The organism is Streptomyces sp. H51, assembly GCF_035656535.1.
Lineage (GTDB): Bacteria > Actinomycetota > Actinomycetes > Streptomycetales > Streptomycetaceae > Streptomyces.
The window spans coordinates 51,124-71,359 of the sequence record NZ_JAYMHD010000043.1 but is presented as its reverse complement, the minus strand read 5'-3'; the positions used below and the strand labels follow the sequence as shown (position 1 = coordinate 71,359).

18 protein-coding genes are annotated in these 20,236 nt (G+C 72.4%); 9 read left to right on the top strand and 9 right to left on the bottom strand.

Going from position 1 to position 20,236, the window contains the following annotated elements:
- Positions 1 to 111: 111 nt before the first annotated feature.
- On the bottom strand, positions 112 to 603 hold the full coding sequence (locus tag VKA29_RS12865) for an inorganic diphosphatase (protein ID WP_029394330.1): 492 nt from the start codon (positions 601 to 603) through the stop codon (positions 112 to 114).
- Between the two features lie 79 nt (positions 604 to 682).
- On the opposite strand from VKA29_RS12865, the gene dacB reads away from it, so the two are divergent.
- The 6 genes from dacB to folE all read left to right on the top strand — a co-directional run bounded on the left by dacB (position 683) and on the right by folE (position 8,564).
- Positions 683 to 2,416 carry a D-alanyl-D-alanine carboxypeptidase/D-alanyl-D-alanine-endopeptidase gene (dacB, locus tag VKA29_RS12860; protein ID WP_324785578.1) on the top strand — a complete coding sequence of 578 codons (1,734 nt, stop codon included), beginning with the start codon at positions 683 to 685 and terminating at the stop codon, positions 2,414 to 2,416.
- A 124-nt stretch (positions 2,417 to 2,540) separates the two neighbouring features.
- Positions 2,541 to 3,674: a zinc-dependent metalloprotease gene (locus VKA29_RS12855; protein WP_324785577.1), complete on the top strand. Its 1,134-nt coding sequence runs from the start codon at positions 2,541 to 2,543 to the stop codon at positions 3,672 to 3,674.
- Between the two features lie 269 nt (positions 3,675 to 3,943).
- On the top strand, positions 3,944 to 4,969 hold the full coding sequence (tilS, locus tag VKA29_RS12850; protein ID WP_324785575.1) for a tRNA lysidine(34) synthetase TilS: 1,026 nt from the start codon (positions 3,944 to 3,946) through the stop codon (positions 4,967 to 4,969).
- Positions 4,970 to 5,022: 53 nt separating this feature from the next.
- Positions 5,023 to 5,583 carry a hypoxanthine phosphoribosyltransferase gene (hpt, locus tag VKA29_RS12845; protein ID WP_324785585.1) on the top strand — a complete coding sequence of 187 codons (561 nt, stop codon included), beginning with the start codon at positions 5,023 to 5,025 and terminating at the stop codon, positions 5,581 to 5,583.
- 185 nt (positions 5,584 to 5,768) lie between these two features.
- The gene (gene ftsH, locus VKA29_RS12840; protein WP_324785584.1) at positions 5,769 to 7,808 is read left to right on the top strand and encodes an ATP-dependent zinc metalloprotease FtsH; all 2,040 of its coding nucleotides are present in this window, start codon (positions 5,769 to 5,771) and stop codon (positions 7,806 to 7,808) included.
- A 147-nt stretch (positions 7,809 to 7,955) separates the two neighbouring features.
- Positions 7,956 to 8,564, top strand: a complete 609-nt coding sequence (gene folE / locus VKA29_RS12835; RefSeq protein WP_324785573.1) for a GTP cyclohydrolase I FolE — start codon at positions 7,956 to 7,958, stop codon at positions 8,562 to 8,564.
- 66 nt (positions 8,565 to 8,630) lie between these two features.
- Here the strand turns inward: folE and VKA29_RS12830 are convergent, their stop codons facing one another.
- The 6 genes from VKA29_RS12830 to VKA29_RS12805 form a co-directional block, all read right to left on the bottom strand.
- Positions 8,631 to 9,119: a DUF3180 domain-containing protein gene (locus VKA29_RS12830; RefSeq protein ID WP_324785571.1), complete on the bottom strand. Its 489-nt coding sequence runs from the start codon at positions 9,117 to 9,119 to the stop codon at positions 8,631 to 8,633.
- 68 nt (positions 9,120 to 9,187) lie between these two features.
- Complete coding sequence (folK, locus tag VKA29_RS12825; RefSeq protein WP_324785570.1) at positions 9,188 to 9,799, bottom strand: 2-amino-4-hydroxy-6-hydroxymethyldihydropteridine diphosphokinase; 612 nt, start codon at positions 9,797 to 9,799, stop codon at positions 9,188 to 9,190.
- Positions 9,796 to 10,155, bottom strand: a complete 360-nt coding sequence (folB, locus tag VKA29_RS12820; protein WP_324785569.1) for a dihydroneopterin aldolase — start codon at positions 10,153 to 10,155, stop codon at positions 9,796 to 9,798. Before folB ends, folK begins: the two co-directional genes overlap by 4 nt.
- Positions 10,156 to 10,403: 248 nt before the next feature.
- The gene (locus VKA29_RS12815) at positions 10,404 to 10,907 is read right to left on the bottom strand and encodes a nuclear transport factor 2 family protein (RefSeq protein ID WP_324785568.1); all 504 of its coding nucleotides are present in this window, start codon (positions 10,905 to 10,907) and stop codon (positions 10,404 to 10,406) included.
- A complete protein-coding gene (folP, locus tag VKA29_RS12810; protein WP_324785567.1) occupies positions 10,904 to 11,965 on the bottom strand; it encodes a dihydropteroate synthase in 1,062 nt (353 codons plus the stop codon). Before folP ends, VKA29_RS12815 begins: the two co-directional genes overlap by 4 nt.
- A gap of 135 nt (positions 11,966 to 12,100) precedes the next feature.
- Entirely contained in the window at positions 12,101 to 13,912 is a 1,812-nt protein-coding gene (locus VKA29_RS12805) for a phosphatidylglycerol lysyltransferase domain-containing protein (RefSeq protein WP_324785566.1), read from the bottom strand.
- A gap of 222 nt (positions 13,913 to 14,134) precedes the next feature.
- Between VKA29_RS12805 and VKA29_RS12800 the strand changes: the two genes are divergently transcribed.
- The gene (locus VKA29_RS12800; RefSeq protein ID WP_324785565.1) at positions 14,135 to 15,262 is read left to right on the top strand and encodes an alpha/beta hydrolase; all 1,128 of its coding nucleotides are present in this window, start codon (positions 14,135 to 14,137) and stop codon (positions 15,260 to 15,262) included.
- A gap of 157 nt (positions 15,263 to 15,419) precedes the next feature.
- Positions 15,420 to 16,862, top strand: coding sequence for a hypothetical protein (locus tag VKA29_RS12795; RefSeq protein WP_324785564.1), 1,443 nt, complete (start codon positions 15,420 to 15,422; stop codon positions 16,860 to 16,862).
- Between the two features lie 300 nt (positions 16,863 to 17,162).
- Here VKA29_RS12795 and VKA29_RS12790 read toward each other — a convergent pair whose 3' ends face one another.
- Both VKA29_RS12790 and VKA29_RS12785 read right to left on the bottom strand, forming a co-directional pair.
- Entirely contained in the window at positions 17,163 to 18,551 is a 1,389-nt protein-coding gene (locus VKA29_RS12790) for a PH domain-containing protein (RefSeq protein ID WP_420718479.1), read from the bottom strand.
- Positions 18,548 to 19,051 carry a PH domain-containing protein gene (locus VKA29_RS12785; protein ID WP_324785563.1) on the bottom strand — a complete coding sequence of 168 codons (504 nt, stop codon included), beginning with the start codon at positions 19,049 to 19,051 and terminating at the stop codon, positions 18,548 to 18,550. Before VKA29_RS12785 ends, VKA29_RS12790 begins: the two co-directional genes overlap by 4 nt.
- A 31-nt stretch (positions 19,052 to 19,082) precedes the next feature.
- Between VKA29_RS12785 and VKA29_RS12780 the strand changes: the two genes are divergently transcribed.
- Positions 19,083 to 20,234: an NADH-quinone oxidoreductase subunit D gene (locus VKA29_RS12780; protein WP_324785562.1), complete on the top strand. Its 1,152-nt coding sequence runs from the start codon at positions 19,083 to 19,085 to the stop codon at positions 20,232 to 20,234.
- Positions 20,235 to 20,236 lie beyond the last annotated feature (2 nt).

Below are 20,236 nucleotides of genomic sequence, written 5' to 3'. Positions count from 1 at the left end.
AGGGCAACTCCTTCTCCGGCAAGCTCGTCTTCCACTCCTACGACCACTTCGGTCTCGACCCGGACGACGAGATCACGCGCGCGCGTGCGGCCCGGTCCTGCGGAGCGAGTCTCAGTGACCGCCCTGCTCCTTGAAGCGCTTGTAGGACCGCTCGATCTCGGCCTCGGCGTCGGTCCGGCCGACCCAGTTGGCGCCCTCCACCGACTTGCCGGGCTCGAGGTCCTTGTAGACCTCGAAGAAGTGCTGGATCTCCAGGCGGTCGAACTCGGAGACGTGGTGGATGTCACGCAGGTGCTCCACGCGCGGGTCCGTCGACGGCACGCACAGCAGCTTGTCGTCGCCGCCGGCCTCGTCCGTCATGCGGAACATGCCGATCGCGCGGCAGCGGATGAGGCAGCCCGGGAAGGTCGGCTCGTCCAGGATGACCAGCGCGTCCAGCGGGTCGCCGTCCTCGCCGAGGGTGTTCTCGACGAAGCCGTAGTCGGTCGGGTAGGCGGTCGAGGTGAAGAGTCGACGGTCCAGGCGGATCCGACCGGTCTCGTGGTCCACCTCGTACTTGTTCCGCGAACCCTTCGGAATCTCGATCGTGACGTCGAACTCCACCGGTGGTTCCTCCATGATCAGCACATAGTTCTGGTGGTTAAGTGTCCCTCACGCAGGTGTGTGATCGCGAAAGGGGCTGGTGGTCGTGCCCGAACTGAGGCCTTGGCGGGCCGCGAGACCGCATGTGGCGCGGATCGCGGGTGCCGTACGCCCCCGTCTGGCACGGGCCGCCGGGACCGTACGACCGCGTCTGGCACGGGCGACGGACACCGTACGTCCACGTCTCGCGCGGGCCGCGGATGCCGTGCGGCCACGTCTGGCACGGGCCGCGGACGCCGTGCGGCCACGTCTCGCGCGGGCCGCGGACGCTGCGCGACCGCAGCTCGCCCGGGTCACGAGGCCGGGGACCGGCAAGACCTGGCAGTACACCGCGGGCGCCGCCACCGCCGGTCTGGCGCTGACTGCCGCGGTGGTGACCGCCGCGGGCCCGTGGGACTCCACCGGTCAGCGTACGGCCGAGCGGGACCGGGCAGTCGCCCTGGAGCGCACGGGTGGCGCAGATCACGGGCGTCGCACCGGTTCGTCCGGTTCATCCGATGGATCCGGATCGCTCGGTGCGGCCGACGGGGCGCCCCGCCCCGCCGCCAGCGCCGCCGCCGTCCTGACCGGCCTCGGCGGCGCCACCGGCACCACCGAGGCCGCCCCGCCCGCGAAGGCCCTCGCCGCGGTCCTGGACCCGCTCCTGAGCGACCCGGCGCTCGGCCGCCGCCACGGCGCCGCGGTCGTCGACGTCGCCACCGGCGAGCGCCTCTACGGCGCCGGCGCCGACGACGCCCTCACCCCCGCCTCCACCACGAAGATCGCCACCGCCGTCGCCGCCCTGTCCGCGATGGGCGCCGACCACCGCCTCACCACCCGCACCGCCCTGGAACCCGACACCGGGGAACTCGTCCTGGTCGGCGGCGGCGACCCCACCCTGACCGCCCGTGGCGGCGACCCCGGAGGCTGGGCGAGCCTGCGCACGCTCGCCGGGAAGACGGCCGCGGCCCTGAAGAAGCGCGACGTCCACCGCGTCACCCTCTCCTACGACACCAGCCTGTACACCGGCCCCGAACTCCACCCGATCGGCGTCAACGACAACCTCGCCCGCGTCACCGCCCTGATGGCCGACGAGGGCCGCACCGACGACTCCTCCAGCGGCCCCGCCCCCCGCGTCGCGGATCCCGCGGCGGACGCGGCCCGCACCTTCGGCGCCCTCCTGGAGGACCACGGCATCAAGACCACCTCCGCCGGACCGTCCAAGGCCACCAACCGCGCCGAGAACCTCGCCGCCGTCTCCTCGCCCCCGCTCTCCGCCCTGGTCGAGCGCATGCTGACCAACAGCGACAACGACATCGCCGAGGCCCTGGCCCGCCAGACGGCCGTCGCGACGGGCCGCCCGGCGAGCTTCGACGGCGGCGGCGCCGCGATCGCCGCCCGGCTCAAGGCCCTCGGCCTGCCGGTCGGCCAGGCCGCCTTCCACGACGGCAGCGGCCTGGACCGCGCCGACCGTCTCACCGCCGGCCTGCTCACCGCCCTCCTGGCCGAGGCGGGCGACACCGGCCGCCCGGAACTGCGCCCGGTCCTCACCGGCCTGCCCGTGGCCGGCTTCACCGGCACCCTGAGCAGCCGCTACACGGACGGCGCGGCAGGCGTCGTACGGGCCAAGACGGGCACGCTGACCGGCGTGAACACCCTCGCCGGGACCGTCGTCGACCGCGACGGCCGCCTGCTGGCCTTCGCGTTCCTCGCCTCGGACACGGTCAGCGCGACGGCGGCCCAGACGGCCCTCGACCGGACGGCCACGGCGCTGGCGGCCTGCGGCTGCCGCTGACGGCGGGGGCGCCCGGGCGGGCCGTCCCCGCGCCTCCGTCGCCTTCGACGCCGGGCGCACCGGCGGGCCGCCCCCGCGCCTCCGCGCCCTGCCCGCGACGGGGACGCTCACGTACGGTTGACGCATGACGAGCATCGGTGGTGCTGCTTCTTCTGGGATGGTCGACTGGAACCTCGCGGTGGCGACCGCGACCCGGCTCGTACGGCCGGGCCCCGACGTCAGCCGCGACGAGGCCCGGGCCGTCGTCGCGGAACTGCGCCGGCACGCCAAGTCCTCGGAGGAGCACGTCCGGGCGTTCACCCGGATGGGCACCGGGGAGATCCACGACACGCCCGTCCTGGTCGTCGACCGGCCCGGCTGGGTCCGGGCGAACGTCGCCGGGTTCCGGGAGATCCTCAAACCGCTGCTCGACAAGATGCAGGCGCGGCGCGGCAACAATCCGGCGGGCGCGGTCCTCGGCGCCGTCGGCGGCAAGGTCACCGGGGTCGAACTCGGGATGCTGCTGTCCTTCCTGGCCTCCCGCGTCCTCGGCCAGTACGAGACCTTCGCCCCGTCCACCCGCGAGCTGCCCGCCGGCGAGAACAGTGGCGGACGGCTGCTGCTCGTGGCCCCCAACATCGTCCACGTCGAACGCGAACTCGACGTCGAGCCGCACGACTTCCGCCTGTGGGTGTGCCTGCACGAGGAGACGCACCGCACGCAGTTCAGCGCGGTGCCGTGGCTGCGGGACCACCTCGAGGGCGAGATCCAGTCGTTCCTGGCCGAGACCGACGTCGACCCGGTGACGGTCCTGGAACGCGTCCGGGACGCCGCCCAGTCGCTCGTCGGCGGCCGCCCCGAGGGCGAGGAGGACGACGGCGGACGGTCCTTCGTGGAACTCGTCCAGACCCCGGCCCAGCGCGAGATCCTCGGCCGCCTCACCGCCGTGATGTCCCTGCTGGAGGGCCACGCCGACTTCGTGATGGACGGGGTCGGCCCGGACGTCGTGCCGACCGTCGCGGAGATCCGCGAGAAGTTCCAGCAGCGCCGCGACAAGGGCGCCTCCCGGCTGGACATGGCCCTGCGCAAGCTGCTGGGGCTGGACGCCAAACTCCGGCAGTACCGGAACGGCGAACGCTTCGTGCGGGCCGTCGTCGACCAGGTCGGCGTGGAGGGCTTCAACCGCGTGTGGACCTCGCCCAACACCCTGCCCACCAAGGCGGAGATCGCCGCCCCGGCGGACTGGGTCACGCGGGTGCACCGCAAGGCGGATCAGTGACGCGAGGGACGGGAGCCCCGGGCGAACCCGGAACCCCGTGAAGACCCGGAACCACGGCCAAACCCGGAACTCCGTGAACGCCCTGGGAAGGTAGCGAGAAGAAACCGGCCGACGGCAGAAGGACGCCCCTCCAATCACCCGTCCGAGGGACCGTGAGCCAGGGGTAGGCGTGCAATGCTCGGGTAACGCCCCGGTTCTGTCACCATCTACACACTCTGAGTGACCGGGCTCGGGGCTCACCCCCGACAACTTCATGAAGGGAACCGGACATGGGTCCCCATCCTGCGGTCGCGGCGATACGCCTGGCGGTCCGCCGCGTCCTCCACGACATCCTCAATGAACACAGCCGCGCCCCCGGCGACACCCCGGACGAGCCGCTGCCGACGCCGCTCGTGCTCGTCGCGTGCTCCGGCGGCGCCGACTCCATGGCCCTCGCCTCGGCCCTCGCGTTCGAGGCCCCCAAGCTCGGCGTCCGGGCCGGCGGCGTCACCGTCGACCACGGTCTGCAGCCCGGCTCCGACCTGCGCGCCGCCGAGGTCGTGCTGCGTCTGACCGGCCTCGGTCTCACGCCGGCCGAGTCCGTCGCCGTGACCGTCGGCCGCGAGGGCGGACCGGAAGCCGCCGCCCGCGACGCCCGGTACGCCGCCCTCGACGCCGCCGCCGAACGCCACGGCGCCGCCGCCGTCCTGCTCGGCCACACCCGCGATGATCAAGCTGAAACCGTCCTGCTGGGCCTCGCCCGCGGCTCCGGCATCCGCTCCCTGTCCGGAATGGCCGCGGTCTCGGGGGCCGGCGGCCGTTACCGCCGTCCCTTCCTGGCGCTCGACCGGCAGACCGCCCGCAAGGCCTGCATGGTCCAGTCCCTGCCCGTCTGGGACGACCCGCACAACACCGACCCCGCCTACACTCGCTCCCGGCTGCGCCACGAGGGCCTGCCCGCCCTCGAGAAGGCGCTCGGCAAGGGCGTCGTCGAGGCCCTCGCCCGCACGGCCCGGCTCTCCCGCGACGACGCCGACGCGCTGGACGCCTGGGCCGGGCAGGCCGACGCCACCGTCCGCGACGCCGCGGGCCTCCTGGAGTGCGCCAAGCTCTTCGCGCTGCCCTCCGCCGTGCGCCGCCGTGTCCTGCGCCGGGCCGTCATCGAGGCCGGCTCGCCCGCGGGGTCGCTGTTCGCCGGCCACATCGAAGAGGTCGACCGGCTGATCACCGGCTGGCGCGGCCAGGGAGCCATCAACCTCCCCGGCAAAGTCGTCGCCCGGCGGCAGGGTGGCAGACTGGTGATTCGGCAAGGCTGAATCCTCACCCCTCGCAGGGGGGTGCAGCCGGTGGGATCAACCGACCGAAAGTGATGCGGGTGGACGCGAAAGACATGGGTGCCGACCTCCAGCAGGTACTCATCACCAAGGAAGAGATCGACGCGAAGCTGGCTGAGCTGGCCGCGAAGATCGACGTGGAGTACGCGGGCAAGGACCTGCTCATCGTCGGTGTCCTCAAGGGCGCGGTGATGGTCATGGCCGACCTGGCCCGGGCGCTGTCCACCCCCGTCACCATGGACTGGATGGCCGTGTCGTCGTACGGCGCGGGCACTCAGTCCTCCGGTGTCGTGCGGATCCTCAAGGACCTCGACACCGACATCAAGGGCAAGCACGTCCTGATCGTCGAGGACATCATCGACTCCGGCCTGACCCTGTCCTGGCTGATCTCCAACCTCGGCTCGCGCGAACCGGCCTCCCTGAAGGTCTGCACGCTGCTGCGCAAGCCGGAGGCCGCCAAGGTCGCCATCGACGTGGAATGGGTCGGTTTCGACATCCCCAACGAGTTCGTCGTGGGCTACGGCCTCGACTACGCCGAGAAGTACCGCAACCTCCCGTTCGTCGGTACGCTCGCGCCCCACGTCTACGGCGGCTGAGCCCGTACGGGCCAGTCTTCCGGAGACGGTCGGGAACCCCACGGGGTTCCTCGCCGTTGAAGCAACCAGACGGGTCAGCCAGTCGTCCCGTGCGGCTTCGCACGACAATGCTGGGGTACCGTCAGAAGAACTGTCTTATCAAACTCACTATGGCAGGAGGGACGGGGCGGCACCGCTCCGTGTGGATGGACGTGAAGCGATACTTCCGTGGGCCGGTCATGTGGATCGTGCTGGCCGTCCTTGCCGTGGTCGTGTTGATGCAGGTCGTCGGCTCGTCCGGCGGCTACAAGACGGTGGACACCGGCCAGGTCGTCGCAGCGATCAACGCCAACAAGGTGGAATCGGCCAAGCTGACCACCGGTGACGAGCAGACCATCAAGGTCCAGCTCAAGGACGGCGAAAAGGTCAAGGGCAGCTCGAAGATCCAGGCGAGCTACATCGGCGACCAGGGCGTGACCATCGCCAACACGCTGCAGACCAAGTACCAGGACAAGCAGATCCCGGACGGCTACACGGTGTCGCCGTCCAAGCAGAACCCGTTCCTCAACATCCTGCTCTCCCTGCTCCCCTTCGTCCTCATCGTGGTCGTCTTCCTGTTCCTGATGAATCAGATGCAGGGCGGCGGCTCCCGGGTGATGAACTTCGGCAAGTCGAAGGCCAAGCTCATCACCAAGGACACCCCGAAGACGACGTTCTCGGACGTCGCGGGCTGTGACGAGGCCGTCGAGGAGCTTCAGGAGATCAAGGAGTTCCTGCAGGAACCGGCCAAGTTCCAGGCCGTCGGCGCCAAGATCCCCAAGGGCGTGCTGCTGTACGGCCGTCCCGGCACCGGCAAGACGCTCCTCGCGCGCGCCGTCGCCGGCGAGGCCGGGGTGCCCTTCTACTCGATCTCCGGTTCCGACTTCGTCGAGATGTTCGTCGGCGTCGGCGCCTCCCGCGTCCGCGACCTGTTCGAGCAGGCCAAGGCGAACGCCCCGGCGATCGTCTTCGTCGACGAGATCGACGCGGTCGGCCGCCACCGCGGCGCCGGCCTCGGCGGCGGTCACGACGAGCGCGAGCAGACGCTGAACCAGCTGCTCGTCGAGATGGACGGCTTCGACGTCAAGGGCGGTGTGATCCTCATCGCCGCCACGAACCGGCCCGACATCCTCGACCCGGCCCTCCTGCGGCCCGGCCGGTTCGACCGCCAGATCGCGGTCGACCCGCCGGACCTGCAGGGCCGTCTGGAGATCCTCAAGGTCCACCAGAAGGGCAAGCCGGTCGCCCCGGACGTCGACCTCGCCGCCGTCGCCCGCCGTACGCCGGGCTTCACCGGCGCGGACCTGTCGAACGTGCTGAACGAGGCGGCGCTGCTGACGGCCCGCAGCGACAAGAAGCTGATCGACAACGCCATGCTGGACGAGGCGATCGACCGGGTGGTGGCGGGCCCGCAGAAGCGGACCCGGATCATGTCGGACAAGGAGAAGAAGATCACCGCGTACCACGAGGGCGGACACGCCCTGGTCGCGGCGGCCTCGCCCAACTCCGACCCGGTTCACAAGATCACCATCCTGTCCCGCGGCCGGGCCCTCGGCTACACGATGGTGCTCCCGGACGAGGACAAGTACTCCACGACCCGCAACGAGATGCTGGACCAGCTGGCCTACATGCTGGGCGGCCGCGCGGCCGAGGAGCTCGTCTTCCACGACCCGACCACGGGCGCGGCGAACGACATCGAGAAGGCCACGGCCACCGCTCGCGCGATGGTCACGCAGTACGGCATGACCGAGCGTCTCGGCGCGATCAAGTTCGGCGGCGACAACACCGAGCCGTTCCTCGGCCGTGAGATGGCTCACCAGCGCGACTACTCGGAAGAGGTCGCCGCGCTGGTCGACGAGGAAGTCAAGAAGCTCATCGAGAACGCGCACAACGAGGCCTGGGAGATCCTGGTCGAGAACCGCGACGTCCTCGACAACCTGGTGCTGCAGCTGCTGGAGAAGGAGACGCTGGGCAAGGAGGAGATCGCCGAGATCTTCGCCACCATCGTCAAGCGCCCGCCGCGGCCCGCCTGGACCGGTTCCTCGCGGCGCACGCCGTCCACCCGCCCGCCGGTGCTCTCCCCCAAGGAGCTCGCACTGACCAACGGTGCCAACGGCACGACCCCGGCGATCTCCACCGCCAAGTCGACGGCGACGGAGCACTCCCCGGTCACCGAGCCGGCCCCCGAGGAGCGCCCCGAGACCTGATCGGGCACCTCGACGGCCCCCACCGGGCCCGGAATGGATGCCGCGCCCCCCAAGGTTCTAGCCTTGGGGGGCGCGGCATTTCCTTTGGTATGCACGCAGACGAGGCGCGTGGCCCCGCGCGCGACCCGCACAGGAACGAGGCACCACATGACCGACCCCGTGACGCTGGACGACGGCGAGTGCGCGATCGGCGAGTTCGACGAGAAGCGCGCCGAGAACGCCGTGCGTGAACTCCTCCTCGCCGTCGGCGAGGACCCCGACCGCGAGGGGCTGAGGGAGACGCCGGCGCGGGTGGCGCGGGCGTACAAGGAGATCTTCGCGGGCCTGTGGCAGAAGCCCGAGGACGTGCTGACCACCACGTTCGACCTGGGACACGACGAGATGGTGCTCGTGAAGGACATCGAGGTGCTGAGCTCGTGCGAGCACCACCTCGTGCCGTTCGTCGGCGTCGCCCATGTCGGGTACATCCCGTCCGCCGACGGCAAGATCACGGGCCTGTCGAAGCTGGCGCGTCTCGTGGACGTCTACGCCCGTCGGCCCCAGGTGCAGGAACGTCTCACCACGCAGGTCGCCGACTCGCTGATGCAGATACTGGAGCCGCGGGGCGTCATCGTCGTCGTCGAGTGCGAGCACATGTGCATGTCGATGCGGGGCGTCCGCAAGCCCGGGGCGAAGACCATAACGTCGGCGGTTCGCGGCCAGCTGCGCGATCCCGCCACCCGCAACGAGGCGATGAGCCTGATCATGGCGCGCTGAGCCCGGTCACGGCGCGCTCGGGCTGATCATGGTGTGCTGAGGCTCCGCCCCGTCACGCCGCGCCCGTCACCGCGCCGGGGCCGCTCCCGTGCCGTTGTGCTCGTCGTCCTCCGGGAGTCTGCAGACGCGCTCCAGGAACAGGGCGGCGGCCACGACAGCGATGCCCGCGACGACGGAGAAGCCGGCGTAGACGGCCTGGTCGCGGCGGGCGGGGATGTCCAGGAGTTCCAGGAGGAAGACGCCCGTGCCGCCGTACATGCCGGCGACGAGGGCGGCGACCAGGGCGCTGGACTGGCCGAAGACGACCGCGCGGGCCGCCATCAGCGGGTCCACGCCCTTGGCCTCGGGCCGGCGTTCGCGCTGGGCCCTGAGGCGGGCGCGGAGCGACAGCGCGGTGGCGAGCAGGACGACGGCGATCAGGGCCAGCACGATCGGCGCGGCCAGCGGGACGCTGGGCAGGGTCCCCACCGAGTTCCAGAGGCGGGCACCGGCCCAGGACAGAACCCCGGCCACGACGAAGACGCCGACCAGCATCCTGATGCGCAGCTCTTTCACGGTGTCCCTTCAGCTCCCCCGGACCGGTCCCGGACTGTGCTCGTCCGGGCTCGTCTTGACCTTAACGGCTATTCGGGCAGGTGAAGTTCCAGGTCCTCGCGGGGGGCGACGCCTTCGCGCGTGACGGCGTCGAGGAGGCCGGCGACCGTGCCGCGGCCGGGCAGCTGGGCGTCGGGCTCCACGTCGTGCCAGGGGGCCAGCACGAAGGCGCGTTCGTGGGCGCGCGGGTGGGGCAGGGTGAGGTGCGGGTCGTCGGAGAGCACGCCGTCGTAGGCGACGATGTCGACGTCGAGGGTGCGGGCGCCCCAGCGTTCGTCCCGTACCCGGTGGAAGGCCTCCTCGACCGCGTGGGCCCGCTCCAGCAGGGAGGACGGGGGGAGGGTGGTCTTGAGGACCACGACGGCGTTGAAATACGACGGCTGGCTGCCCGGCTCGACGCCCCACGGCTCCGTCTCGTAGACGGGGGAGACCGCCTTGACGCGGACGCCGGGAGTGTCCTCCAGGGCGTCGACGGCGCCCTGGAGGGTCTCCAGGCGGTTGCCGAGGTTCGAGCCGAGGGAGATCACGGCGCGTTTGGGGTTGTGGAGGGTGGTGTCGGCGGCGTCCACCTGCTGCACCACGGAGGCGGGCACCGGCTGGACGGTCGGGTCGCTGTGACCGTTGGCGAAGGACGCGCTCATACTCGGCTCCGGGTGATGGTGACGGTCACGTCGTCGAAGGGCACCGTGATCGGCGCGTTCGGTTTGTGGACGCAGACCTCGACCTCCTGGACCCCGTCGTGCCGCAGGCAGACGTGGGCGATGCGCTCGGCGAGCGTCTCGATGAGGTTGACCGGCTCGCCCTGGACGACGGCCACGACCTCCTCCGCCACGATGCCGTAGTGCACGGTCTTCGCCAGGTCGTCGTCGGCGGCGGCCGGGCGGGTGTCCAGGCCGAGGACGAGGTCCACGACGAAGGTCTGGCCCTCCTCCCGCTCCTCGGGGAACACACCGTGGTGCCCGCGGGCCTTCAGGCCGCGCAGCGCGACACGATCCACGCGAATCACTCCTGCAATCGTCGGTGACCGGCCGGTCCGTACCGCGTGCGGGCGGCACACCGGCTGTGAACGAATCTACCTGCGGGCACTGACAGGGCCGGGCCGCGGGGGCGCGGGACTGTGCCGGGGCCAGGAGTCTTCATCGCGTGTTCTCCCGGGGGAACCCGGCGGCTCACGGGTCGGTAGCCGCCCATACCCAGGGCGCCGTGATTCCAACCACTTCTTGCTCCGGGCTCCCGCCCGCCCGCTCAGGAGGGGGTTTCCTCCTCCTCGTCCTCGTCGTTCTCGGCCATGACCGGCGAGGCGTGGTGGGACCACAGCTTCCAGCCGTCGGCGGTGCGGCGGAAGACGTTCGTGGCGACCACGAGCTGGCCCACGAGCGGTCCGAGCTCGTCGCCCTCCTCGGGGGCCGGGCCGCCGCTGAGGATGTTCTCCGTGCAGGTCACCACGGAGGTGTCGCCGGTGACGGAGACGTGCACGTCGGTGAGGAAGAACTGGATGTAGTCGGTGTTCGCCATGATCAGCGCGTACGACCGCAGGACCTCGCCGCGGCCGGTGAGCACCGGCCAGCCCGGATGTACGCAGGAGATGACGCCGGTGTCGGCGGGGTCGTGGTACTCCTCGTCGACACCGAGGTCGGCCGGGGTGAGCCAGAGCGAGGCGAGCTCCTCGAAGTCACCGCGCTCCAGCGCCTCGTAGAAGGCCGTGTTGGCCGCCTCGACCTGTTCGACGTCGGTGTGGGGGGCGCTCACCGGGCTCCCTCGGGGGAGCCGGCGCCCGGCGCGGGAGAGTGCGCGCCAGGCGCCCGCTCGGAGGTTCGCGCCCCGCTCGCGGTGCCTGAGCCAGGCGCACCCGTCGAGGGCCGCGCCCCGCTCGCGGTGCCCGCGCCGGGCGGGTGTTCCGATGTACGCGCCGGGTGTGTGTCGTCGGCGCCTGGCGCACTGGTCGTGGAACGCGCCCCCTCCACGGCGCGCGCGACCCGTACCGCGTCCGCGGTCGCGCGCACCTCGTGCACGCGCACCGCCCAGGCGCCGGCCGCGGCCGCGAGCGCCGACACGGCGGCCGTGGCGGCGTCGCGCTCCCGCGCGGGCGGCGGTGCGCCCTCGGGCCCGGCGAGCACGCGCCCCAGGAACCGCTTGCGGGAGGCGGCGACGAGCAGCGGGTGCCCGAGGCCGAGCAGGCGGTCGAGGTGGGCCAGCAGGGTGAGGTCGTGTCCGGCGTCCTTGGAGAAACCGAGGCCGGGGTCGACGACGACGCGGTCGGGGGCGATGCCGCCCGCCAGGACGGCGTCCACACGCGCGCGCAGTTCGTCGACGACCTCGGCGACCACGTCCTCGTACGCGCCCCTGACGTTGCCGCCCTCCAGGAAGCCGCGCCAGTGCATGACGACGAAGGGGGCGCCCGCCGCGGCGACGACCGGGATCATCGCGGGGTCGGCGAGGCCGCCGCTGACGTCGTTGACGAGGACGGCACCGGCGGCGAGGGCCTGCTCGGCGACGGAGGCGCGCATGGTGTCGACGGACACGGTGACACCCTCGGAGGCGAGACCGCGCACCACCGGGACGACGCGCCTGAGTTCCTCGGCCTCGTCGACGCGGGTGGCGCCCGGGCGGGTGGACTCGCCGCCGACGTCGACCAGGTCGGCTCCCTCGCCGACCAGGTCCAGGCCGTGCTTGACGGCGGCCGTGGTGTCGAAGAAGCGGCCGCCGTCGGAGAAGGAGTCGGGGGTGACGTTCACCACTCCCATGACCGCGCAGCGGTCCCATTCCGGTAGGCCCGCGACGCGCCCGCGTCCGCTGTGCTTGCTCATACGTTCAGCGTAGGCCCAGGGCCGGGCCGCGCGGGTCCGGCCGGCCCGCCGTCGCCGCTCGGGCCGCCGGGCGGGTTCCCCGCTCGGGCCGTCGCGTGCGTTCCGTCGCTCGGGCCGTCGCGTACGTACCGTCGCTCAGGCCGCGCGTACGTTCCGTTCCGCCACGGCGTGGGCGCAGGCGCGCGGGGCGGCCGTCCGGCGGCGCAGGGAGCGCGGCAGCGGCAGGGCGAGGTCGACGAACCCCTCCGCCTGCATGGCGGCGAAGCCGATGCGGGGCAGGTCGGCCGACGCCCGGTAGACCACGAAGCGCGGCTCCCAGCGGGGCTGGAACTTGGCGTTGAACCGGTACAGCGACTCGATCTGGAACCAGCGGGAGAGGAACACCAGCAGTCCGCGCCAGGCGCGCAGCACCGGGCCCGCCCCGATCTTCTCGCCCCGCGCGAGCGCGGAGCGGAACATCGCGAAGTTGAGCGACACGCGCGTGATGCCGAGGCGGGGCGCGGCCTGGAGGGCGGCGACGATCAGCAGTTCGTTCATGCCGGGGTCGGCCGAACGGTCGCGGCGCATCAGGTCCAGCGAGGCGCCGTCCGGGCCCCACGGCACGAAGTGCAGGATCGCCTTCAGGTCGCCGTAGGGGCCCGGCTCGGCGTCGGCCTTGTGGGCGGTGGCGATGAGGCAGTCGCCGTCGGCGGGGTCGCCGACGCGGCCCAGCGCCATGGAGAAGCCGCGTTCGGTGTCGGTGCCGCGCCAGGCGTCGGCGGCCCGCCGGATCCGCTCCAGCTCCGTCTCGCCGAGGTCACGGACACGTCGTACCCGGGTCTCGTATCCGGCCCGCTCGATGCGCTTGACCATCTGGCGCACGTTGCGCATCGCGCGGCCGGCGAGCGAGAAATCCGCGACGTCCACCACCGCCTCGTCGCCGAGTTCCAGGGCGTCGAGGCCGGTCTCCCGGGTCCACACCTCGCCGCCCGTCTCCGAGCAGCCCATGACGGCCGGCGTCCAGGAGTGGGCCCTGGCCTCGTCCATGAAGCGTTCGATGGCGCCCGGCCAGGCCTCCACGTCCCCGATCGGGTCGCCGCTGGCGAGCATCACCCCGCACACGACGCGGTAGGTCACCGCCGCCTTGCCGCTGGGCGAGAAGACGACGGCCTTGTCGCGGCGCAGCGCGAAGTGGCCGAGCGAGTCGCGGCCGCCGTGCTTGGCGAGCAGCGCGCGCAAACGGGCTTCGTCCTCCTCCGTCAGGCGCGCCGCCGGGTGTTCCGGGCGCAGGGCGAGGTAGATGGTGGTGACGGCGGTGAGCAGTCCGAGAGCGCCGAGGGAGAAGGCGACGGTCCAGGAGGTGTCTCCCTGGTAGTCGACCGGTCCTTCGAAGCCGAACAGACCGTAGAGGACGTGCGTAATGCGATCGGCCAGGCTCGGGTCGCCCACCATGCGATTCGGGTGGACGCTGACGATGATCAGTCCGAGCATGAGGGAGCCGGCACCCATGAGAACGAAGTTCGCGAGCGCCCGCCACCGGCTGCGCGGGTCCGGCAGCGCCGCGAACTGGTCGCGGTGGCGCAGCAGCGCCGCCAGCAGCGCCAGCGAGATGAGCACGCCGAGGAGCGAGTGCCGGTACGTGAACTGCGTCACCGCGCCCGCCGGCAGCAGCGCCACCCCGGCGCGCCACGCGCGGCGCTTGCCGCGCCGGAGCCCGTGCGCGAGCAGCAGCAACAGCACGCCGGTGCTCAGCGAGAGGGCCGCCGCGAACGGGCCGAGCGCGCCCGGCAGCACCTCGGCGAGGCTGTGCATACGGCTGTGCCGGAAGCGCGGGAAGACGCCCGCGGCGATGTCCAGCAGGCCCACGAGCGTGCACGCCCTGGCGACGAGGACCGGGACGGCCTCGGGGCGCGGGCCCCGGAACACGCGCCGCGCCCTGCGTGATCGGGTCGGAACCCCTCCCGACATTTCCTCATCTGTCCTGACAGACATCGCATCCCGTAGTTCCGCGAGAGACCTTGGATCCGGTGCCGATTCGGGCATCCGGCGACATTGCGCCCTCTAGGACGGTGTCACGGGTACAGAGGTTCACTCGCCACTCCAAAGGCGTTTCAAAGCCCGGGGAAAGTCCCGGGCAAGCCCTCGCGAAGGAGCGGGGACCTGGGAGAAAGCGCAGGCAGGAAGCAACCCATGGGTCTTACGAGCAACGCAACGCTGGTACTGGCTATCGCGCTCGCCGTCCTGCTGTTCGTCGGCACGGTGTGGCTGTGGCCGCGCCTGGCACGAGGGAGCTGGCGCGCCGTCGGCGGGCGGGTCGGCCTGCTGCTCGCCACCCAGCTGACCCTGTTCGTGTCGGTGGGCCTGGCCGCCAACCAGGCCTTCGGGTTCTACGCGAGCTGGGCGGATCTGTTAGGGCGGGAGAACGACCAGGGCGTGGTCGTCAACCACACGGCACTCGGGGGATCGGGCGGCCCGCTGCAGGTGGTCGACACGGTACGGCTGCAGGGTGCCGCCGGGGCGCGGCCGCGGACCGGCGGGCAGATCCAGAAGGTCGACATCGTGGGCCGCAGGACGCACATCGCCACCCCCGCGTACGTGTACCTGCCGCCGGAGTACTTCCAGCCGCAGTACCGCACGCGCACGTTCCCCGCGGCCGTCGTCCTGACCGGGTATCCGGGCACCGCGGAGGCGCTCTTCAGCAAGCTGCACTACCCCAGCACGGCCCTGGCGCTCGCGAAGAACGGCCGCATGCAGCCGATGATCCTCGTGATGCTGCGGCCCACGGTGGCGCCGCCGCGGGACACGGAGTGCGTGGACATCCCCGGCGGCCCGCAGACCGAGACCTTCTTCGCCGAGGACCTGCCGGACGCCGTCCTCGCGCACTACCGGGTGGGCCGGAAACCCGGCAGCTGGGGCGTCGTCGGCGACTCCACGGGCGGCTACTGCGCGCTGAAACTCGCCATGCACCACCCCCGGGTGTACGCGGCGGGCGCGGGCCTGTCCCCGTACTACCGGGCGCCGATCGACCCGACGACCGGCGACCTCTTCCACGGCAGCCGGGAACTGCGCGGCCGGGCCGACCTGTGGTGGTGCCTCAAGCACCTTCCGCCGCCCGACACTTCACTGCTCGTCACCAGCAGCAGGGTCGGTGAATCCAACTACAAGGACACGCTGAAGTTCATAGAGCGTGTGCAGGCCACCCGGCTGACCCGGATCTCGTCGATCATCCTGGAAAGCGGTGGCCACAACTTCAACACATGGCGACGTGAGATTCCCGGGACGCTGCAGTGGATCAGCGGGCGGCTGAGCGACCGGTGACCACGGGGAGAGCGGTTCTCCGGAATTCCCGCGCAGCGCGTCCGAATAGCGCCTTCACAGCAAAGGCGCCGCCTGATGCGCTGTGAACGTTTCGTTATGGCTGTCTTTTTACGGGGCGGGGGGCCAACGTTCCCCTACGCGCGGTAAGTTTCTGGCCATGCCACGTGGACGTCACCGCCATTCTCCGCCTCTGCACAGGCTGCTTCCCCCGTCGGCGATCGCAGGCGTCTCCCTCGTCTGCGCCCTCGGTCCCTGGGTCTTCTGGGATCCGGCCGCGCTCCGGGTGACGGCCGCGATAGCCGCGGCGACCGCGGCCGTGGGCGCGGCCGTCATGCGCCGCTGGGACGTCGAGGCCGGCAAACGCGTCGCCGATGTCACGCGCGCGCGGGCGAGCGACGAGTGGCGGCACGAGGAGCGGGTCGCCGAGCTGGAGACCGACCTGGAGGAGTCGCGCGCGCTGCGCGCCAAGCTCGAGCAGCGGCTGCGGGCGAAGCGTTCCGAGCTGGCGGGGCTGCGCAACGAGCACGCCGCGCTGCTGCGGCGGTACGCCACCGCGGAGACCGAGCGCGCGAGCGCCCTGGAGGGCCGGCGCCTGCTGGAGATCGAGACCACGACCGACACGCCGGTCACGCGCGCGCTGCCGCCGGTGCCGGTGCCGGCACCGAGGACGGAGCCGGTGGCGGGGGCCGGGGCTGTGGCTGTTCCGGCGGAGGCCGACGGTAACGCCGACGGGAACGCCGCAGGGAACGCCGCCGGAGACTCCGACGTGAAGGCGGCGGCTCCCGGGGTCTTCTCGCCCGAGGGCGCCGAGCTGTTCCTGCGGGCCGACGCGGCGCTGAAGCGGTTCGCCGGGGAGGGCGGCCGCTCCGAGGACGACGCGGCCGCCGGAGCGGAGAGCGGCGAGCAGGCCGAGGGCGCCGAGGCGGCGGAGGAGACGGCGGACGACGCCGAAGCCTCCGGGGTGTCCGAGAACGCTGCCGACGGCGCCGAGGGCGCCGAGGGCGCGGAGGTCTCCAAGCAGTCCGAGGACGACTCCCGGCCGTCCCGGCGGCCCGATCAGTCCGGGAACCTCGCGGACTCCCGGCAGCCCCAGGTCGTCCCGGCCTCCGTCGAGGAGGACGGCGCCGCGAAAGGCGAGCCGGTGAGGACGGGCACCGCCGCTGCGGAGGCGGCGCAGGAGGACGAGGCACAGGGGAAGCCGGAGGCGGTCGACGGGCACGAGCGCGCGGCCGCCACCACCCCGGGCAAGCCCGCCCAGCCCGCGCAGCAGCCGTCCGGGCACTTCGTCGCGCCGACCGCGGTGGCCGTCGTGCCGCCCGCTCCGGTGCGGCGTCCGGCGGTCGAGGGCGGGTTCGACTTCTTCGGTACGAAGGGCCAGCCGTCGCAGGGCGCCGCCCTGGAGAACGTGCACAACGCGGACCTCGCCGACGTGGTCGGGCAGGAGGCGCTCGCGCTGCACAAGGCCGAGGCGGAGTCGGAGTTCAAGCCGGCGGACGCGGAGTCGCGCGGCGTCGGCCAGGTCATCGACCTGACGGCGCACGACGAGACGGAACCGATCAAACTGCAGGGTCTGCGCAACGTGCGCAGCGCGGTCTCCTGACGCCGAGCGCGAGGACGGTCGCGGGAGCGAGGACGGTCGCGGGAGCGGGAGCGGGAGCGGGCGTGGGCGCGGGTACGCGGGTGCCGTAGCGCCCCGTACGGGTTCGCGCCCGACGACCGAGCCGGGCGGGTCCTCGCCCGGCGGGGCCGACATGGGGAGCCGTCGCCCACGACCGCCCCGACGGGATCGGCCCCCACGCTCTCAGCTCTCGCGCTCAGCTCTCGCGCCGGCCGCGCTGTCGCAGCCGAGACGCCCTCCGCTCCGCGCCCACCCAGCGGGCGGGGGACAGGCCGACACCGGTCAGGCCATCCACCGGTCGGGCCGTGCCGTCCGTCGGCCCGTCCGTGAACGCTCGGCCTGTGCCCGCAGCAGCTCCGCCGCCTCCCGCGCGTCCCGCAGCCGCGCGGTGACGGTCTTGTCGGCCCCGGTGTCCACGTGCACGTCCGCGAGCCGCCACAGCCGCTGCCACGGCCCCTGGGTCAGCCGCACGCTCTGCACCTTCGCGTGCGGCACGAGTTCCAGCCTGCGGCGCAGCAGCCCGCGCCGCGCGGCGAACACCGTGTCGGTGACGGAGAGCCCGTGCCCGCGCCACCACACCGGAACGCACCACCCGGCGCGCCGCGGCGGCCGTGCCCACGGATCCGCCCACGGGTCCGCCCAGGACCCGGCCGCCCGTTCGGCCGACGGCACGACGACGCCGGGCAGCACGCGCGCGACGACCGCCTCGGCGAGCTCGCGCGGGGCGACCGGCGCCAGCACGGAGTTGGCCGACCCGGCCACGTCCAGCTCCACCCGCACCCAGCCGCGCCGCCGCCACAGCAGCGGCTCCACGATCCGTACGGTCTGCACCCGCCCCGGCGGCACCGTCTCGTGCGTGCGGTCGAGCAGACCGTGATCGATCCGCAGTCCGTCGGGGGACTCGGACACCGTCCAGTCGTACTCCGCGACGAACCGTCCCACGCTGGTCGCGCCCGCCGTCCCCAGCAGCGGCAGGGCGCTGGCGAGCACCGTCCACACGCTGTGGGTGGCCAGCCACAGCACGGGCGGCACGACGAGCGCGGCGGCCAGCGAGCCCCAGGTGGCGCCCGTCAGCACGAGGGAGAGCGCGAGGTGACGCGGGGGCGTGCGCAACAGCTCGTGGGTCGGCGCCTCGCCGAGTTCGCGCGCCGTCTCGGGGGTGAAACCGGCGGCGCGCGCGAGGAGCTCCGCGCGGAGCGCACGCGCCTCGCGCTCCCCGAGGAAGGCGAGCTCGTCCTTCTTGCCGGCGCCTATGACGTCCAGCCGCAGTTTCGCGACGCCCGCCACGCGCGCGAGGAGGGGCTGGGTGACGTCGACGGCCTGGACGCGTTCCAGCCGGATGTGCGCGGTGCGCCGGAAGACCAGCCCGGTGCGGATGCGCAGTTCGGTGTCGGTCACCGCGTAGTGGGTGAACCACCAGCTGAGGAAGCCGTACAGGGCGGCGGCCGGGACGACGACGGCGAGCGCGATCAGGAGTGTGGTGGTGGTCAGCCGGGTCAGCTGGCGCTGCGCCTGGTCGGGGTCGTGGACCGCCCAGCCGATGACCACGGCGACCGGCGCCCACGCCCGCCTGAGCGGCGTCACAGGGTGCAGCCGCCGCTCCACGACAGCCACGGGAGGACCGGCGTCGTGGGCGTGGTGGGCGTCGTCGGCGGCCGGAGGCGTCGTCACAGTCCCGCCGATCGGGCCTCGCCGAGCTCGGTGAGCCGGTCGCGCAGCCGTTCCGCCTCGGCCGGGTCGAGGCCGGGAATGGTGGCGTCGGTCGCCGCGGCCGCGGTGTGCAGCTGCACGCTGGCCAGCCCGAAGTACCGCTCGACGGGACCCGAGGTGACCTCGACGAGCTGCATCCGCCCGTACGGCACGACGGTCTCCTCGCGCCACAGCACCCCCCGGCTGATCAGCAGGTCGTCGGCGCGCTCGGCGTACCGCCACGAGCGCCAGTTGCGGCCGAGCAGCACCCAGCCCCAGCCCGTCAGCGCGAGCGGCACCAGCGCGAGGGCCGCCCAGGCCGGGCCGGCGAGGAATCCGAGCAGCAGCCCGGTGACGAGGGCGCCCGTCCCCAGCCACACCACCAGCAGCAGCCGGCGCATCCGCAGCAGCCCCGGCGGAAGTCCGGTCCACGCCGGCCCGGCCTCCGCGGCACCCGCCTTCCGAGTGCTCCCCGTCTCCATACGGTCAGCCTACGTAGGGGAGACTGTGTCCATGACTCCTACGACGGAGACCATGGTCGGCATCGGCGGCGCCGCGGAGAGCACCGACATGGTGCTCAACATCGGGCCCCAGCACCCGTCCACGCACGGTGTGCTGCGGCTGCGGCTCGTGCTGGACGGTGAGCGCATCACGCGCGCGGAGCCGGTGATCGGTTACATGCACCGGGGCGCGGAGAAGCTCTTCGAGGCGCGCGACTACCGCCAGATCATCATGCTCGCCAACCGCCACGACTGGCTGTCGGCCTTCTCGAACGAGCTGGGTGTGGTCCTCGCCGTGGAGCGCATGCTCGGCATGGAGGTCCCCACCCGCGCGGTGTGGACGCGCACCCTCCTCGCGGAGCTCAACCGGGTGCTGAACCACCTGATGTTCCTGGGCTCCTACCCGCTGGAACTCGGCGGCATCACGCCGATGTTCTACGCCTTCCGGGAGCGCGAGACCCTCCAGACCGTGATGGAGGAGGTCTCCGGCGGCCGGATGCACTACATGTTCAACCGCGTCGGCGGCCTGAAGGAGGACCTGCCCGCGGGCTGGACGGCACGCGCGCGGGCCGTCGTCGCCGACGTGCGCTCGCGCATGGACGTCTACGACGACCTGGTGCTCGGCAACGAGATCTTCCGCGGGCGCACGCGGGGCGTGGGGGCGCTCGCGCCGGAGACCGTGCACGCGTACGGCGTGAGCGGGCCGATCGCGCGCGCCTCGGGGGTCGACTTCGACCTGCGCCGCGACGAGCCGTACCTCGCCTACGGGGAGCTGCAGGACACCCTGAAGGTCGTCACCCGGCGGGAGGGCGACTGCCTGGCCCGCTTCGAGGTGCTGCTGGAGCAGACCCACAACGCCCTCGACCTCGCCGACGCCTGCCTCGACCGCCTCGCCGACCTGCCGCCCGGCCCGATCAACCAGCGGCTCCCGAAGGTGCTCAAGGCGCCCGAGGGCCACACCTACGCGTGGACCGAGAACCCGCTCGGCATCAACGGCTACTACCTGGTCAGCAAGGGCGAGAAGACTCCGTACCGGCTCAAGCTGCGCTCCGCCTCGTACAACAACATCCAGGCCCTGGTGGAACTGCTGCCGGGAACGCTGGTCGCGGACATGGTGGCGATTCTGGGCTCGCTGTTCTTCGTCGTCGGGGACATCGACAAGTAGCC